The organism is Halomonas llamarensis (genome assembly GCF_023555005.1).
Taxonomy (GTDB): Bacteria; Pseudomonadota; Gammaproteobacteria; order Pseudomonadales; family Halomonadaceae; genus Vreelandella; species Vreelandella llamarensis.
Genome location: NZ_JAMJPJ010000014.1, coordinates 13,288 through 28,755, shown reverse-complemented (window position 1 = coordinate 28,755; position 15,468 = coordinate 13,288). Strand labels below are relative to the sequence as shown.

Genomic DNA, 15,468 nt, shown 5'->3' with positions numbered 1-15,468 from the left:
GTTTTTCATGCAGCGTTCTAAGCAGCTGATTGCAGTCATTGACGAGCCTGGTGAAGAGCGCAATGCTCTTGCTGAGGCGATCACCTGCAAAGACATGGGCGTATACGCCGCTGATAGCATCGACCACTTGCCTATAGAAACAGCATTGATCGTTGCACATGCGCGTGCGGTGCCGCGTCAGCAGTGGTCGCAGCTAACACGCTGCTTACCGACGCTGGTGGTAAGCGACTCGCGCCAAGACGCCGATCTGATTAAAGCGGTCGATGTTGGCTTGGTGGATTACATTGTACACCCGCTGCGGCACGCGGAACTGTTACGCCGTATGATTCGTAAAGCCATTGAGCTTCACACCCTAGCGCTTGAGCGCGAACGTGACCGTGAGCGGTTGGCGGAGCTGAATGAAAGCCTGGAAACGCATCTTGCGTTGCTGCGAATGGATCAGCAAAGTGGCGGGCATATTCAACGTCGGTTGCTACCGGTACATCCAAAAGTCATTAACGGCGTCTATTATGATTACTGGTTTGCGCCGTCGCTCTACTTATCGGGTGATTTCCTCGACTATCAGCGCTACAACGAGCGCTACAGTGCCTTTTACTTCGCGGATGTGTCGGGTCATGGGGCGTCTTCCGCTTTTGTGACCGTGTTGTTGAAGTATTTGTGTAACCGCTGGCTAAGTGAATGGAACGGCAAGCACCCGGAGCGCTTACCCGCTGATTGGTTGGCGGCCCTTAATCGCGAGCTTCAAGGGACCGATATTGGTAAACATGCCACGCTTTTTGTCGGCGTGATTGACCATCAAGCGCAGACGCTGCACTATTCCCTCGGTGCGCAATTGCCTATGCCGTTGCTGCACGCCAATGGTCAGCTTGTGCGCTTAGAAGGGGAGGGGATGCCGGTAGGGCTTTTTCCTGATATTGACTACCCTGCGCTGAGTTGTGAGTTACCGCCTCAATTTACTCTCTGGCTGTGTTCAGATGGTGTCTTGGAATGCTTGCCGGGTGATACACTCGACTCGCGGCTCAAGGAACTTGAGCATTTAGTAAGTGAGAGTGCCACGCTTGAGCAATTGCACGATCGGTTAGCGGTCACTAGCGCTCACATCTCCTACGCGGAGGTGTTAGACGACAGAGACAGCCCCGACCGCAATGCTCTGCCCGATGATCTGACAATCATGATGGTGAGCGGATTTGGTCATGCTGATTGAAGAAGGCCGCATCAAAGCGGCGTTCGACTCCGGTGTTTTCGTGTTAAAGCTCAGCGGTGACGTGCGCTTGACGCTATGTGCCACGCTTGATAGCCAAGCACAGCAGTTAGCGCAAACGCCAGGGCTGAAGGCGCTGATGATTGATCTGCGAGAGGCCACAAATGTGGACTCCACAGCGCTGGGCTTTCTGGCCAAAGTGGCGATGGCGGTAAAAGGGCGTTTAGAACAGTCACCGACCATCATCGTGGATAACCCCGATGTACGTCAAATGCTTGATGTGATGGGCTTTGCGCGCTTTTTTACGCTGATGCAAGAGCCCTTAGCCGACAACCTGCCCAGTGCTGAGGAAGAACTTCCTGAAGTGCCGACTGATGAAGAAGGCTTGCGCAATCGCATTCTGGAAGCGCATCGCATTTTAATGCATATCAATGATCACAATCGCGAGCAGTTTCAGCCGCTTGTCGAAATGCTAGAGTCGCAAGAGTCAGACTCGAAACCGCCAACGTAAGCAGCGTTGCCGAGGCTAAAAGGCAGGCAAACCTGCCTTTTAGCATCTTGATTAGCTCCTTACGCTTTTTGACGCAATTCGCCGAGTAACGTTTCCAGTTGATGCTGGTCGGCCATAAACTTGCGAATCCCCTCCGCCAGTTTGTCACTGGCCATCTCGTCTTCGTTCATTGCCCAGCGAAAGCTTGCTTGGTCAAGCGGATCACCTGGCTTGCGGTCAGCATCTAGCGGGCACAGCTTTCTAGAAAGTTCACCTTGCTGCTGGTCGAGTTCATCCAGCAATTTAGGCGAAATCGTTAATCGGTCGCAGCCCGCCAGCGCCTGAATCTCCCCGATATTGCGAAAGCTGGCGCCCATCACGATGGTGGCGTAGCCGAGCGCTTTATAGTGCTCGTAAATATGCTTGACTGACTGAACGCCGGGGTCATTGGCACCGCTAAAATCGGCATCCGGGTGGCGCGTTTTATGCCAATCGAGGATACGCCCAACAAACGGAGAGATCAGGGTGGCTCCCGCATCGGCGCAGGCTTGTGCCTGGGCGAAGCCAAATAACAGCGTCAGATTAGTGCGAATGCCATCGCGTTCCAGTGCTTCTGCCGCTTGGATGCCCTCCCACGTGGACGCGACTTTGATCAAAATACGTTCGGCACCGACGCCTTCGCGCTGGTAGCGCTCGATCAACGAGTGAGCGCGTTTAATCGTCGCTTCGCGATCAAACGAGAGACGTGCGCTGACTTCCGTTGACACATAACCGGGTACCAGCGCGCTGATTTCACAGCCAATATCCACGGCAACACGGTCAACCGCCTCATCAATATCCGTGCTTTCTTGGGCAATGCGTGCCAGCCGTTCTCGGCGCGCTTCCTGCTGCGCGGCTTGTAAAATCAGCGACGGATTGGTCGTGGCATCCTGCGGAGTAAAGCGGCGAATCGTCTCAAGGTCGCCGGTATCCGCCACCACGGTGGTCATCGTTTTTAATTGTGAGAGAAGGCTCGTCGCCATGTCATGCTCCTTAAGGGTTATTATCGTTACTCTAACAAGGTGTGCAGGCATCGAACAGACGCCGACAACGGGTGCTTACGTCGATATACTTAGCAGCCTATCTAATTACCCGGTTTATTGACTATTAAATGGAACATGTCATGCAGCTTAACCCACGTCGTGTCGCGCTGTTGGTTGCGGCCAACACGGCGCTTGCCCCTTTTGCCATCGATGCGTACTTGCCGGCTATCTCATTACTGGCGGATAGTATTAACGCGAGTATTCACCATACGGAACTCTCAATCAGCATGTTTTTATTCGGTTTTGCGCTGGGGCAGCTGTTGTTTGGCCCTCTCTCAGACCGGGTCGGGCGCAAGCCGGTATTAATGGGGGGCCTGGTGGTCTTTGCGTTGGCGAGCTTAATGATCACGCAGGTGGAAAGTTTGTCGACATTGCTGGCATGGCGTTTTGTTCAAGCCCTCGGGGGCGGGGCTTGCGTGGTTAACTCCGCCGCCATTGTACGAGATTGCTTTCAGGGGCGTGAAGCTGCACGGGTTATGTCCACGATGGCGATGATTATGATGCTGGCGCCACTGGTCGCCCCGGCGATCGGGAGTTTATTGCTCTACGTGGCGGGGTGGTGGCTGGTTTTTGTGTTTTTGGCCGCCTACGCGGGGTTTTTGTTGTGGCTACTAGGTACGCATTTGCCCGAAACGCGGGATATGACGCTGCCCACCGCCTCACCACGGCAAGTGCTGCGCAACTACGCGAGTGTGCTGATGCATAAAGCAGGCATGGGCTATATTTGCGCCGCAGCGGCATCGTTTGCGGGCCTGTTTGCCTTTGTGACCGCCTCACCGTTTCTTTATTTGCAATATTTTTCGCTATCGCCCGCGCTGTATCCCTTTATTTTTGGCATGAATGTTGTCGCGATTGCCCTCTCTAACCGGGTCAATATTTACCTCTTAAAAAAGCGCACGCCACAGCAAAACTTGCGCTTAGGGTTAGCCGTGCAGTTATTGGCGGCTAGCGCGCTGGTGCTAATGACGCTTTTGGGCGTGGCGAGCTTACCGCTTGTGGTGGTATTAGTGATGATGTTTACCGGCATGATCGGCTTGATTACGCCGAATGCGATTTCATCGCTTTTGGATCACTTTGGCCATATTAGCGCCACGGCAACGGCGCTTCTTGGTGGTATTCAGTTTAGTGCTGGGGCGTTGGCGGGGGTAATGGTGGGGTTGTTTGAAGTCGAACACCTGTGGCCCATGGTGCTGACCATGTTAGCCGCATCGCTGGTGGGTAACATCGGGGTGCGCCGTTTAACGCCAAAGCAATAAAGCGAAAAAAGTGGCAGCGACATTTCTCAATGAAGATTTTATGACAGCGGTATCTGTCATGAAGCTGTCATAGAACGCGGGCAAGGTATGTCGTGCGAAGGCAAGAAACCTTACACGAACAGGAGTTATTCGTATGAACCGTATTCTCAAAACCACCGTACTCGCCGCTGCCGTCATGAGCGTTGCCGGTGTGGCTCAGGCCCGTGAACAGATCAATATTGTGGGTTCAAGCACGGTATATCCATTTTCCAGCTTTGTAGCGGAAGAGTTTGGTGCAACGACTAACTACCCAACGCCGGTTATCGAATCTACGGGGTCTGGCGGTGGTATGCGTCTGTTCTGTAACGGCGTAGGTGAAGGCACACCGGACGTTACCAATTCATCGCGTCGCATGAAGGTATCTGAGTTTGAGCGCTGCAAAGAAAACGGCGTTACCGATATTACGGAAGTCTACATTGGCAGCGACGGTATTGCCTTTGCACAGTCCAATGAAAATGAGCCGATGCCGGTGACGCGCGAGCAAATTTTCCTGGCCGCTGCTCAGCTGGTACCGGTAGATGGCGAGCTGGTAGAAAACCCCTACACCAACTGGAATGAAATCGATCCTTCCTTCCCGGATCGCGACATTGTGATTGTTGGCCCGCCGACAACCTCCGGTACCCGCGATTCCTTCGATGAGCTGGTGATGGAAGCCGCTTCCGAAAGTTTCCCCGAATACGGTGAAGAGTACTCAGACCTGCGCACTGACGGTGGCTGGATTGACGGCGGTGAAAACGATAACTTGATCGTTCAGCGCTTGACCCAGGATACGACTGCCTTTGGTGTATTCGGTTACTCCTTCCTTGAAGAGAACGACCACGTGCTGATCGGTTCAAGCATCGATGGGGTTGAGCCGACGCCTGAAACAATTGCTAAAGATGAGTATCCGGTTGCGCGTACCATGTTCTTCTATATCAAGAACCAACACGCTGATGACGTACCGGTGATGTACGACTATGCTGAAATGTTCGCGTCCGACTTGATGATTGGTCAAGACGGCTTGCTCAAGGACATCGGCTTGATCGTTCCGACAGCGGATGCGGTTGACCGTGTTCAGCAAGACTTGGAAGAGCGTAAACAGCTGACGCTTGAAATGTTGAAGTAAGTTGTCACGCTAGATATGAAAACCGACGCCCCAGGCGTCGGTTTTCGCTTTTCTGAGTCATTGATAGGCGCTCTCCTATAGCCTGTTTGTCATATTGCTGTCATGTTCTTACCTTAAGGTGGCTCGGCAAACGGATCCATTGGTTAACCTGAGATATCAACGATGCAGACCAACCAGCTATTTTTGATTTTTTGCAGCGTACTTCTGCTGCTGGGGCTTGCCGCCTTTTTTGTTGGACGAAGCAAAGCCACACGTGTACGTGCCGCAGGCACAGCGATGTACGCACAGCCGGATCAATACGCCTGGTTTGCTGTCGTGGCAACGGCCGGCCCCGCGATACTGGTGAGCGCACTTGGTGCCTTTGTTATGCTTTTGTTGGGCACCGAGATTCCTACCTTTTCCTTGCTTCTGGTAAGCCTGGTCGTGGCGGTCGTGGGGTTTGCTCTTGGCATGACGATGATTCGCTCAAATTTTCATGCGCGCCGAGCGATTGAGCGGGTGATTCGCTGGGTGTTGGCAGGTGCTGCGACGATTTCGATCCTTACCACCCTCGGCATCCTGATATCGATCGTTGGTGAGGCACTGAACTTTTTCCAGATGCACAGCTTTTGGGACTTTATTACCGGTACCACCTGGGCACCCGGTAATAGCTTTCTAATGGCAGCAGGTCGAGGAGACGGCGCTAGCGGCGGCGCCGAGTTTGGCTCAATACCGCTGTTCGCCGGTACCTTTATGATTACCGCGATTGCCATGGCGGTGGCGGTGCCGGTTGGCTTGCTGTCGGCTATTTATATGGGGGAGTACGCGCCTGACCGTATTCGTTCGATTGCCAAACCGATGCTGGAAGTTCTGGCAGGTATTCCCACGGTGGTGTATGGCTTTTTCGCGGCGATCACCGTCGCGCCGTTTATTGTGCAAGTAACCGATGCCATTGGCTTAGACGCGTCATTCAATAACGCCCTGGCCCCCGGGATTGTCATGGGCATTATGATTATTCCGTTTATTTCCTCGCTTTCCGATGATGTGATCAACGCGGTGCCCGATAGCATGCGTCAGGGGTCATTGGCGCTGGGAATGACCAAAGGGGAAACCATTCGGGATGTGGTCGTTCCTGCGGCGCTTCCCGGCATTATTTCCGCGTCTCTGCTGGGCATGTCACGCGCGCTGGGTGAAACCATGATTGTGGTGATGGCGGCAGGTATGCGGCCTAATCTGACGGTCAATCCGCTAGAAGAAATGACCACCGTTACCGTGCGGATCGTCGCGGCCATGACGGGTGACTTGGAGTTTGAAAGCGCCGAGACACTCTCTGCTTTTGCCTTAGGTTTGGTGCTGTTTGTCGTGACACTGTCATTGAACCTCGTGTCAGTGATCATGATTCGTCGCTTCCGTGAAAAATATCGCGTCAACAATCTGTAACGCCAGGATATCTCAATGAGTGATTCATTTGACCAGATCAGTCAGCAGCTTAAGAGCCGCCACCGTAAATCAAGTCGCCTGAAGTATTTCTCGATGGGCGCGTTGGCGTTGGCAGCCGCCTTTCTGCTGGTATTTTTTGCCGATATGCTGATTAAAGGTTTGCCAGCTTTCCAGCAGGCGATGATTAATGTAGAAATTAATTATACCGAAGATGCTGCTAAGTCTGGCCGGGCAGCCGTTGATCGGGATTTTTCTAGCGTGATCAGTCGCAGCGTGGTGCGTACCATTCCGCTGGAAATGCGTAATGATCCGTCCCTACTTGGCACTACCCAGCAGCGTTGGGTGCTGGCCAGTGGTGAAGTGGATCAGTACCTCAAGGGCAATCGCGTCCGCCTTGACGACGAGGAGAAGGAGATAATTGATCATCTGGTTGAAAGTGGCAAAGTCGAGATGCAGTTCAATGCGGGCTTCTTCTCTCGCGGTGACTCCAAGATGCCTGAACTGGCGGGTATCATGTCAGCCGTTGTTGGTACCGTGATGACCATGATTGTCACCCTGGCGATTGCTTTCCCAATCGGCGTGATGACGGCGATTTACCTTGAAGAATTTGCCCCCGACAATCGCCTTACCCAGTTGATCGAAATTAACATCAACAACCTGGCCGCCATTCCTTCTATTTTGTTCGGTTTACTCGGTCTGGCGATTTTTATCAATTTTTTCGGTGTGCCGCGTTCAACGCCCTTGGTGGGCGGTATGACGCTGGCGCTGATGACGCTGCCGGTGATTATTATTTCCACGCGTACCGCGTTGCGTAGCGTGCCCGAGTCGATTCGACACGCGGCGTTTGGCGTGGGGTGTTCGCGCTGGCAGGTGGTGAAAGACCACGTCTTGCCTCTGGCGATGCCCGGCATTATGACCGGCTCCATCATTGGCTTGGCTCAGGCCATGGGGGAAACAGCACCGCTGATCATCGTCGGTATGGTGGCGTTCATTCCCGATGTAACGGCGTCTTTTACCGACGCGGCAACGGTGATGCCGGCACAGGTATTTACCTGGTCGGGCGAACCGGATCGTGCCTTTGTCGAAAAAACCGCCGGCGGCATTCTGGTGTTGCTGGCGGTGTTGATTTCGCTTAACGCCTCCGCCGTCTTGCTACGCAAGAAATTTGAGCGCCGCTGGTAGGCCCGTCGTTTTCAAGGAAACTATTATGAACAGTCAAGCACCCCAAGTGAGTGAACAGCAAACCCCGGCGGTTGGGCAGCCCTACACGCGTAACCAAGAGGCATGCCATGATTTAAGTATTCGTGTGCGTGATCTCAATCTTTGGTACGGCAAAACTCAAGCGCTTAGCGGTCTGAATATCGACCTTTTTCAAAAAAATGTAACCGCGCTGATTGGCCCTTCCGGGTGTGGTAAATCAACGTTTTTGCGCTGCCTGAATCGCATGAATGACTTGATCCCCAGTGTCCATACTGAGGGCTTGGTAGAAATGGACGGCAGGGATGTCAACGCGGTCAAGATGGATGAAGTCGCACTTCGTCGGCGGGTAGGGATGGTGTTTCAAAAGCCCAACCCGTTCCCTAAATCGATCTATGAAAACGTTGCCTACGCACCGCGTATGCATGACTTGGTTAGCCGCAAAGCCGATCAGGATGAGCTGGTGGAAAAAGCACTACGTGACGCGGGCCTGTGGGAAGAAGCGAAAGATAAGCTCCAGGAGCCAGGCACGTCGCTGTCGGGTGGCCAGCAGCAGCGCTTGTGTATCGCCCGTGCGATTGCGGTGCAGCCGGATGTGATTCTGATGGACGAGCCCACCTCAGCGCTTGACCCGATTTCAACGGCCACCATTGAAGATTTGATGGATCGCTTGAAGCAGAAATTCACGATCATCACGGTAACCCATAATATGCAACAGGCCGCACGCGTGGCAGATTACACGGCGTTTTTCCACTTAGGTGAAATCATCGAGTACAACGACACCAAAGTGATGTTCTCGACGCCAGCGAAGAAAAAAACAGAAGATTACATTTCAGGCCGCTATGGCTAATGTGCTCAGTGTGGCTAGGACGTTGGTGCAGACCTAGCCACACTTTTTTTGCCTATTTATATATGAAAATATATATATTTCGTTTAGTAAAGTACGCTAATTCACCGCGAGAGGAATTCACATGGCACTGAAAGTCGGTATCAACGGTTTTGGTCGCATGGGACGTTTGACGCTGCGCAGTTTATGGACGGAGATAGAAGCCGGGGCGGTAGAGCTTATCTGCATCAATGATCCTGGCGGTGATGCGGCAACCTTTGCCCACCTTCTGGAGTTTGACTCCGTTCATGGGCACTGGTCGCCGGGCCAGGGCATTACCGCAGACTCAAGCCATATTATCCTTGATGCTAAGTCTGTCGTTTTCAGCGCGAATAACGCCATCTGTGATAGTGACTGGTCGGGCTGTGATGTGGTCATCGAATGCTCGGGTAAAAATAAAACGCACGACAAATTGAATGCGTATTTTGACCAAGGCGTTAAACGTGTCGTGGTCAGTGCACCGGTAAAAGAGCCTGAGGCATTAAATGTTGTCATGGGCGTTAACGATCATCTTTATGATCCTGCAAGCCACCGTATTGTGACCGCCGCCAGCTGTACCACCAACTGTTTGGCACCTGTCGTTAAAGTGCTTCAAGAGATCTACGGCATTCGCCATGGCTCGATGACTACCGTTCATGATATTACCAATACCCAAACGATTCTTGATGCCCCGCATAAGGACCTACGCCGGGCTCGCGCTTGTGGCATGAGTTTAATCCCCACCACCACCGGCTCAGCCAAAGCAATTACGGCGATCTTCCCGGAACTGGAAGGGAAAATTAATGGCCACGCAATTCGCGTACCGCTAGCCAATGCCTCAATCACCGATATGGTCTTTGAGCTTGAGCGTGAAGTAACCGCTGAAGAGGTTAACGCAGCGCTAAAAGCCGCCGCAGAGGGCGAGCTTGCCGGTATTTTGGGCTATGAAGAACGCCCGCTGGTGTCGATTGATTACCGCACCGACCCGAGAAGCTCCGTTGTTGATGCGCTTTCCACCATGGTGATTAACGGCACGCAGCTAAAACTCTACGCCTGGTACGACAATGAGTGGGGGTATGCCAATCGCACCGCTGAATTGGCTCTTTTAGTAGGAAATGAGCAGGCAGCAAGTGAACAGGTGGAACGTGGCTGAATCAATGCTTGCGCGGGTAAAGGCGCTGCCTTTCGAGGTGCGCCAATACATGCTGATAACCGGCAACTACTGGGCCTTCACGATTACCGACGGCGCGCTGCGTATGCTAGTGGTGATGCACTTTCACCAGCTAGGTTACTCGCCGCTGGAAATCGCCATGCTGTTTCTGTTTTATGAAGCGTTTGGTGTGGTGACCAACCTGGTGGGCGGCTGGCTGGGCGCGCGGTTGGGGCTTAACCGTACCATGAACGTCGGGCTTGGGCTGCAAATTATCGCGCTTGCTATGCTGATGGTGCCCGCAGGGATGTTAACGGTCGCTTGGGTGATGGCCGCCCAAGCGCTGTCGGGTATTGCCAAAGACCTTAACAAAATGAGCGCCAAAAGTGCCGTTAAGGTATTGGTGCCTGCCGATAGCGTTAACGCCAACAGCTCGCTTTACCATTGGGTGGCGATGCTCACCGGGTCCAAAAACGCCCTCAAAGGGCTGGGCTTTTTTGTCGGCGGGCTGCTACTGACGTTGATTGGCTTTCAGGCTGCCGTGCTAGCGATGGCAGTGATGTTGGCGTGTGTGCTCTTGCTGTCACTATGGCGGCTAAAGGCGGATTTAGGCCGCCAAAAGGTAAAGCCCAAGTTTTCCGAAATCTTCTCAAAATCGCGTGCCATCAACGTGCTGTCGGCGGCGCGTTTTTGCCTGTTTGCCTCGCGCGACGTGTGGTTTGTGGTGGCGCTGCCGGTATTTCTGTACGACCAACATGGTTGGTCACACTGGACCGTGGGTGGGCTACTCGCCATATGGGTAATCGGCTACGGCGGGGTACAAACGCAAGCGCCCAAGTTAACCCGGTTGATCAAAGGCGATGCTCGGTTTCTTACGGCGGGGTGGGCCGCGGCGCTTGGGGTGCTGGCGATTCTGTTGGCATTATTGCCATTGGCTCAAGTTGAATGGCTAGTCGTCGGGCTGCTGGCTTTTGGCGTGCTATTTGCCATTAATTCCAGTTGGCACAGCTACTTAATCGTTCATTATGCCCGCGCCGATGGCGTCTCGATGGACGTTGGCTTTTACTATATGGCCAATGCGATGGGGCGGTTGATTGGTACGTTGCTTTCCGGCTGGCTGTATATGGCGTATGGCCTGAGTGCTTGCTTGTGGGTTGCAGCTGCCTTGGTCGCGGCCAGCGCCTTGATGGCCTTGGCGTTGCCGAAAGAAGCGCAAACCGCTAGTGCCACTAACGCTTAGTCGTACGCGGTTAAGAAGATCCACGGCGCGGCGATTTTATCGTCGTGCCGTCAACGTAAAGCTGCCGCAGTTTCCAAAAACCTTCCACCTCAACCTTTAACCCTTCTTCCTCAAGTTCGGGCGCGATGTAAAGCGACAAGCCGTCGTGTTCGTAATGCGTAAAATGTGCCGGTGCATCCGGCGGTCGTGCCTCCGCTACTGCAAGGCTCGCTATCCCTCCGCAACAGCCATGCCGTGGTGAAAGCCTTACGGTTAGCACGCCGCCTTTTTCATGAATAAAAGCAGCTGCACTGGGGGAAATATGAATAGGTTCGGCCATTGGCAAGGGCAAGCTCGCTCGTTATGGCCCCACCCTGCATGGACAAGATGGGGCGTTGGGAAAGTGCGCTATTAGCCCTTCAGCATCGACTCGATTTTGTTGCGATCCGGTACGCTGCCGCTATGGGCGAGTTTGCCGTCGATTACCACGGCGGGAGTCGACATCACTTGATAGCTCATGATGGTGCCCGGGTCGGTGACTTTTTCAACGGAGGCTTCGATGCCGAGCTCTTTGGCGATGGCATCAATTTGCTCGGCAGTGGTGATGCATTTTTTGCAGCCGGTGCCTAACACTTCAATCTTTTTCATCGTGATTCTCCTTTTGGTGCGTTACAACTAGTACGTTACAAATAGTGCGCTACAACATGCCGCTGAACAGCCAAGGGCTCAGTAGGTTAATCACCCAGCCGACAACCATAAAATTGACCAGCAAGATGACGAAAATCAGCCCCAGCAAGCGCCACTGCATGACCTGTTTGAGCATAATGAACTCGGGAAAGCTGGCCGCGACGGTGCTCATGCAAAACGCGAGCGTTGTACCGACAGGCAAGCCCTTAACGATCAAGCTCTCCATCACAGGAATGACCGCAGTCGCATTAGAATAAAGCGGTAAACCGGCAAAGACGGCAACAGGTACGTTCCACCATTGGCCGCTGCCGAGGTTTTCGGCAAACCAACCGTCAGGAACAAAGCCGTGAAGGGCGGCCCCTAAGCCAACACCGATAATCACCCATTTCCAGATGCGGCCAACGATTTCTTTTAACTCGTCGCGGGCGAATTCGTGCCGGTCTCTAAGGGTTAGCGAAGGTTGCTCAGGTGCAGGCTGGCCGGTAGCAGGGTTTTCCTCTGCTTGCGCATAGGCTTTGGCTGCAAAATCTTTCAGCCAGCGCTCACCGCGCAAGGTATCCAAAATCATGCCACCGCCAATGCCAACGATCATACCAATCGCGATATATACCAGCGTGAACTCCCACCCAAGAAGACTCCACAGCATAATGACCGCCACTTCATTAATAATGGGCGAGGTAAACAAAAACGCCATGGTGATACCAAGAGGAATGCCTGCACTGGTAAAACCAAGGAACAGCGGGATGCTTGAGCAGGAGCAAAACGGCGTGATGGCGCCAAACCCTGCCCCTAAGCCGTAGCCCGCAAAGCGGTTTTTTTGTTGGATGTAGTGACGAACGCGCTCAAGATTAAGCGAGGCGCGAAGCAGGGCGATGATATAAATCATCACGATGAGCAGGGCGAAGATTTTGGTCGTATCTTCCACAAAAAAGTGTAGCGAACTACCTAGCTTGCTATCGGGATTAAGCCCGCCCAGCCCATAAACTAACCAGTCGGCTAGCCAAGTAAAAACCTCCAACATCGCTGTCTCCCTCATTTAAGAATGCGTTACTAAGAAGACGCACGAAGGAAGAAAAGGATGCCGAGAAACGTAAAATTTTTATTTTGCCCCAGGGAGCGCGCGATGGCAGCAAACGCGCCCTTGTTCGTCAAAGGTAATCTGGCACTGTTCTATCAGTCGTTCGCGTAGCCGCATTCGCGCGCGGCGTAGCCGCGCTTTGGTGGCCGGTAGCGTTAAGCCATTGAGGTGAGCATAGTCAGCTTGTTTGACACCATTTAAGTCGCACTCAAAGAGAATATCGGCATCTTCGGGAGGGCAATAAGGTAAGGCGTTCGCAATACAGTCGGCCAAGCTATCAATCGCGGAATGCGAAGAGGTTTCAGCGGGCAGATCTAGGTCATCGGCATCGACCCACGTTTTGGTGCGGCGTTTTTCATCGATCCATTGGTGTTTTGCCACTTTGAAAAGCCACGCTTTGGGCGTGGCGAGCTGGCAAAAAGTTGCCCGGTCCGCTAACGCCTTGGCATAAACTCGCTGTAGCAGTTCGTCAGCGGCATCGCGGTCACCACAGTATTTGAGCAAAAAGTAACGAAGCTCTTGATGGTGCGCTTGCCAAGCATCTTCGATGCAGGGGGCTTTTGTGTTATGCGCCAAAATACTTCCTCATGCGTCAATTGTGGTCGCAGAAATTGTCTGAGTTTATATCAATTTGATAATCCCACAATCAGCAGTGCATGTCAGGAACGTTGTGGGGCGGCTGTCAGCTGACGATCTCGCCATAAGCAGGTGAACATCCAGAGGAATGCTGGTACGTTCATCAATAAACCATAAAGAAGTGGCACTAAGCCCATGCCCGGTTGTTGCAACAGACTAAAAGCGACCATCATCGCCACACCGGCGTTTTGCACGCCGACCTCAACGGTGATAGCGCGTACACTGGCATTGGGTAGGCGAAAACGTCGTGCCACTTGGTACCCCAACGTCATGCTCAACACACACATCAACAGCACCGCCAGGGTTTCAATGCTGAACAGTGAAGGCAGGCGCTTCGCATGACTCACGAATAGCGCCGTTACCACGCCAATCATCGCCACGCTCGTTAATACCTTAATCTTGGGCAGTATCCATTCGAGTACTGCCGACCCCAGCACACGGCGCAGCAACATACCGGTGAGCACGGGGACTAAGGTGACAAGCAGTAGCTGGCCGACGGTATGCCAGTAGGGCAAACGTAGGCCAGCGCCGCTCAATCCCAACACGTCCAGATTCCAACCCATGACCAGTGGTAAGGTGAAGGGCGCCAGCACCGCGGCGATGGCGGTCAAACTGACAGATAACGCCAGATCCCCTTGTACCAGGTAGCTGAACATATTCGATGTCGCTCCCCCCGGCACTAGCGAAACCAGGAGCAACCCAGCGGCCGCGAGCGGCGAAAGCGGCAGTAACATGACAAGCCCCCAGGCCAGCAACGGCAATGCTAGAATCTGAAGGCTTGAGCCAAGCAATAGGCGGCGTGGGTGGCGCCAGGGTCGGGCGAAATCGCTTTTTGTCAGACTAAGCCCCATCGCCATCATCACACTGGCCAATACCCAGGGAAGGATAACCTGCGATAACCATTCGGGGGACATTCTGGCTCCTTGAAAATGTAGGCAGAACGGTAGACACAAATAGTAGGTAAAATAAGTCGCTAACGTAAGTAAGCAAAACAACTAAGTAACGTTAAGTAGAGAGTTGATGACGCGTATCAAGTATTTCCAAACGGACCTTGGCATGAACAAGATGGCTATCTGGGTACAAGCACTGCGTCCGCGCACCTTGCCGGCGGCGGTGGGGCCTATCGTACTAGGTCAGACATTGGTTGCGCCGGAGCATTTCTCCTGGCTGATCGCTACCTTGTGTTTGATTTGCGCATTGGCGTTGCAGCTGGCAGTGAACTTGGCTAATGATCTTTTTGATGGGTTAGCGGGAGTGGATGAGTATGATCGCCTGGGACCAAGGCGCGCGCTTCAAGCCGGGTTGTTGAGTGCTGGTGAGCTGCGAGTAGGCTTGATGCTGATGCTGGGCATCGCTGTGGCGACGGGGCTATGGCTGGTTCTCTTTGGCCATTGGCTGCTTTGGGTATTGGGCGGGCTGGCTTTGCTGGGGGTGCTTGGTTACAGCGGCGGGCGACGACCCTATGCCAACCTGGGGTTGGGGGAGATAGCGGTTTGGCTATTTTTTGGTCCGGTGGCAGTGCTGGGTAGTTTATTGGCCCAGCAGTCCCCGATTCACGGCGGGGCGGTATTGGCCGCTTCGCTGGTGGGATTGCCAGTAGCCGCCATTCTGGTGGTCAATAACCTGCGCGACCGCCACACCGATGCCCGTGCTGGTAAGCTGACCTTGGCAGTGCGTCTGGGGTCGCGAGCGACTCGATGGCTGTTCAGCATTTTGACGTTAGGGCCGTGGTTGGTGTCGCTGCCTCTTGGGCTGGCGGCTTGGACTTGGCTGGCGTGGGGATGTATCGGTCTGGCGGCGTTGGGGGTGAATGTGGCCATTTGGCGATACGACGGCTCGGCGCTCAATCCGGTATTGGGAAAGACAGCGCTTTATTCTTTGGCTATGGCCCTTTGGCTAGGGCTGAGTCTGGGGTGATGGGGCTGTTATTGAGTGCGTTACCGTTGTATTGAACCACAATAGTCGCGAACGCGTTAGGTTACCTTGGCAATAATTTAAGAGGGGCTAAGGGAGGTTCAGCAGGCAGTATAGTGGCGTTATATTT

General features: G+C 53.6%; 16 protein-coding genes. 10 read left to right on the top strand and 6 right to left on the bottom strand.

Going from position 1 to position 15,468, the window contains the following annotated elements; all coding sequences use genetic code 11:
- The first annotated feature begins 7 nt into the window (after positions 1-7).
- A complete protein-coding gene (locus M8006_RS09905; protein WP_250081726.1) occupies positions 8-1,204 on the top strand; it encodes a PP2C family protein-serine/threonine phosphatase in 1,197 nt (398 codons plus the stop codon).
- Positions 1,194-1,712 (top strand): STAS domain-containing protein, encoded by a 519-nt coding sequence (locus M8006_RS09900; RefSeq protein ID WP_250081725.1) that lies wholly within the window; start codon positions 1,194-1,196, stop codon positions 1,710-1,712. Before M8006_RS09905 ends, M8006_RS09900 begins: the two co-directional genes overlap by 11 nt.
- Before the next feature lie 59 nt (positions 1,713-1,771).
- On the opposite strand, the gene tal is transcribed toward M8006_RS09900, so the two are convergent.
- Entirely contained in the window at positions 1,772-2,713 is a 942-nt protein-coding gene (tal, locus tag M8006_RS09895) for a transaldolase (protein ID WP_250081723.1), read from the bottom strand.
- Positions 2,714-2,853: 140 nt separating this feature from the next.
- Here tal and M8006_RS09890 point away from each other — a divergent pair, with 140 nt between their 5' ends.
- From M8006_RS09890 to arsJ, 7 genes are all read left to right on the top strand, one after another.
- Positions 2,854-4,029: a multidrug effflux MFS transporter gene (locus M8006_RS09890; protein WP_250081721.1), complete on the top strand. Its 1,176-nt coding sequence runs from the start codon at positions 2,854-2,856 to the stop codon at positions 4,027-4,029.
- Positions 4,030-4,162: 133 nt separating this feature from the next.
- Complete coding sequence (locus M8006_RS09885) at positions 4,163-5,173, top strand: substrate-binding domain-containing protein (RefSeq protein WP_250081719.1); 1,011 nt, start codon at positions 4,163-4,165, stop codon at positions 5,171-5,173.
- 162 nt (positions 5,174-5,335) lie between these two features.
- Positions 5,336-6,592, top strand: coding sequence for a phosphate ABC transporter permease subunit PstC (pstC, locus tag M8006_RS09880; RefSeq protein ID WP_250081716.1), 1,257 nt, complete (start codon positions 5,336-5,338; stop codon positions 6,590-6,592).
- 15 nt (positions 6,593-6,607) lie between these two features.
- Positions 6,608-7,774, top strand: a complete 1,167-nt coding sequence (gene pstA, locus M8006_RS09875; RefSeq protein ID WP_250081714.1) for a phosphate ABC transporter permease PstA — start codon at positions 6,608-6,610, stop codon at positions 7,772-7,774.
- 25 nt (positions 7,775-7,799) lie between these two features.
- Positions 7,800-8,639 (top strand): phosphate ABC transporter ATP-binding protein PstB, encoded by an 840-nt coding sequence (gene pstB / locus M8006_RS09870; RefSeq protein ID WP_250081713.1) that lies wholly within the window; start codon positions 7,800-7,802, stop codon positions 8,637-8,639.
- Positions 8,640-8,760: 121 nt separating this feature from the next.
- Entirely contained in the window at positions 8,761-9,807 is a 1,047-nt protein-coding gene (locus M8006_RS09865) for an ArsJ-associated glyceraldehyde-3-phosphate dehydrogenase (protein WP_250081710.1), read from the top strand.
- Positions 9,808-9,811: 4 nt separating this feature from the next.
- The gene (arsJ, locus tag M8006_RS09860; protein WP_284047007.1) at positions 9,812-11,044 is read left to right on the top strand and encodes an organoarsenical effux MFS transporter ArsJ; all 1,233 of its coding nucleotides are present in this window, start codon (positions 9,812-9,814) and stop codon (positions 11,042-11,044) included.
- A gap of 10 nt (positions 11,045-11,054) precedes the next feature.
- Here arsJ and M8006_RS09855 read toward each other — a convergent pair whose 3' ends face one another.
- From M8006_RS09855 to M8006_RS09835, 5 genes are all read right to left on the bottom strand, one after another.
- Positions 11,055-11,363, bottom strand: coding sequence for a CC/Se motif family (seleno)protein (locus M8006_RS09855; RefSeq protein WP_250081706.1), 309 nt, complete (start codon positions 11,361-11,363; stop codon positions 11,055-11,057).
- A 71-nt stretch (positions 11,364-11,434) separates the two neighbouring features.
- On the bottom strand, positions 11,435-11,671 hold the full coding sequence (locus M8006_RS09850) for a thioredoxin family protein (RefSeq protein ID WP_250081703.1): 237 nt from the start codon (positions 11,669-11,671) through the stop codon (positions 11,435-11,437).
- Positions 11,672-11,720: 49 nt separating this feature from the next.
- Positions 11,721-12,731 (bottom strand): permease, encoded by a 1,011-nt coding sequence (locus M8006_RS09845; protein ID WP_250081700.1) that lies wholly within the window; start codon positions 12,729-12,731, stop codon positions 11,721-11,723.
- Positions 12,732-12,809: 78 nt separating this feature from the next.
- Positions 12,810-13,364 carry an RNA polymerase sigma factor gene (locus M8006_RS09840; RefSeq protein WP_250081697.1) on the bottom strand — a complete coding sequence of 185 codons (555 nt, stop codon included), beginning with the start codon at positions 13,362-13,364 and terminating at the stop codon, positions 12,810-12,812.
- Positions 13,365-13,447: 83 nt separating this feature from the next.
- Entirely contained in the window at positions 13,448-14,338 is an 891-nt protein-coding gene (locus M8006_RS09835; RefSeq protein ID WP_250081695.1) for a bile acid:sodium symporter family protein, read from the bottom strand.
- Between the two features lie 142 nt (positions 14,339-14,480).
- On the opposite strand from M8006_RS09835, the gene menA reads away from it, so the two are divergent.
- Positions 14,481-15,341 carry a 1,4-dihydroxy-2-naphthoate octaprenyltransferase gene (menA, locus tag M8006_RS09830; RefSeq protein WP_250081693.1) on the top strand — a complete coding sequence of 287 codons (861 nt, stop codon included), beginning with the start codon at positions 14,481-14,483 and terminating at the stop codon, positions 15,339-15,341.
- Positions 15,342-15,468 lie beyond the last annotated feature (127 nt).

Bases quoted from the DNA above. Each gene is read 5' to 3' on its own strand.
- M8006_RS09905 (WP_250081726.1), top strand. From the start codon at position 8: ATGCAGCGTTCTAAGCAGCTGATTGCAGTCATTGACGAGCCTGGTGAA.
- M8006_RS09900 (WP_250081725.1), top strand. From the start codon at position 1,194: ATGCTGATTGAAGAAGGCCGCATCAAAGCGGCGTTCGACTCCGGTGTT.
- tal (WP_250081723.1), bottom strand. From the start codon at position 2,713: ATGGCGACGAGCCTTCTCTCACAATTAAAAACGATGACCACCGTGGTG.
- M8006_RS09890 (WP_250081721.1), top strand. From the start codon at position 2,854: ATGCAGCTTAACCCACGTCGTGTCGCGCTGTTGGTTGCGGCCAACACG.
- M8006_RS09885 (WP_250081719.1), top strand. From the start codon at position 4,163: ATGAACCGTATTCTCAAAACCACCGTACTCGCCGCTGCCGTCATGAGC.
- pstC (WP_250081716.1), top strand. From the start codon at position 5,336: ATGCAGACCAACCAGCTATTTTTGATTTTTTGCAGCGTACTTCTGCTG.
- pstA (WP_250081714.1), top strand. From the start codon at position 6,608: ATGAGTGATTCATTTGACCAGATCAGTCAGCAGCTTAAGAGCCGCCAC.
- pstB (WP_250081713.1), top strand. From the start codon at position 7,800: ATGAACAGTCAAGCACCCCAAGTGAGTGAACAGCAAACCCCGGCGGTT.
- M8006_RS09865 (WP_250081710.1), top strand. From the start codon at position 8,761: ATGGCACTGAAAGTCGGTATCAACGGTTTTGGTCGCATGGGACGTTTG.
- arsJ (WP_284047007.1), top strand. From the start codon at position 9,812: ATGCTTGCGCGGGTAAAGGCGCTGCCTTTCGAGGTGCGCCAATACATG.
- M8006_RS09855 (WP_250081706.1), bottom strand. From the start codon at position 11,363: ATGGCCGAACCTATTCATATTTCCCCCAGTGCAGCTGCTTTTATTCAT.
- M8006_RS09850 (WP_250081703.1), bottom strand. From the start codon at position 11,671: ATGAAAAAGATTGAAGTGTTAGGCACCGGCTGCAAAAAATGCATCACC.
- M8006_RS09845 (WP_250081700.1), bottom strand. From the start codon at position 12,731: ATGTTGGAGGTTTTTACTTGGCTAGCCGACTGGTTAGTTTATGGGCTG.
- M8006_RS09835 (WP_250081695.1), bottom strand. From the start codon at position 14,338: ATGTCCCCCGAATGGTTATCGCAGGTTATCCTTCCCTGGGTATTGGCC.
- menA (WP_250081693.1), top strand. From the start codon at position 14,481: ATGAACAAGATGGCTATCTGGGTACAAGCACTGCGTCCGCGCACCTTG.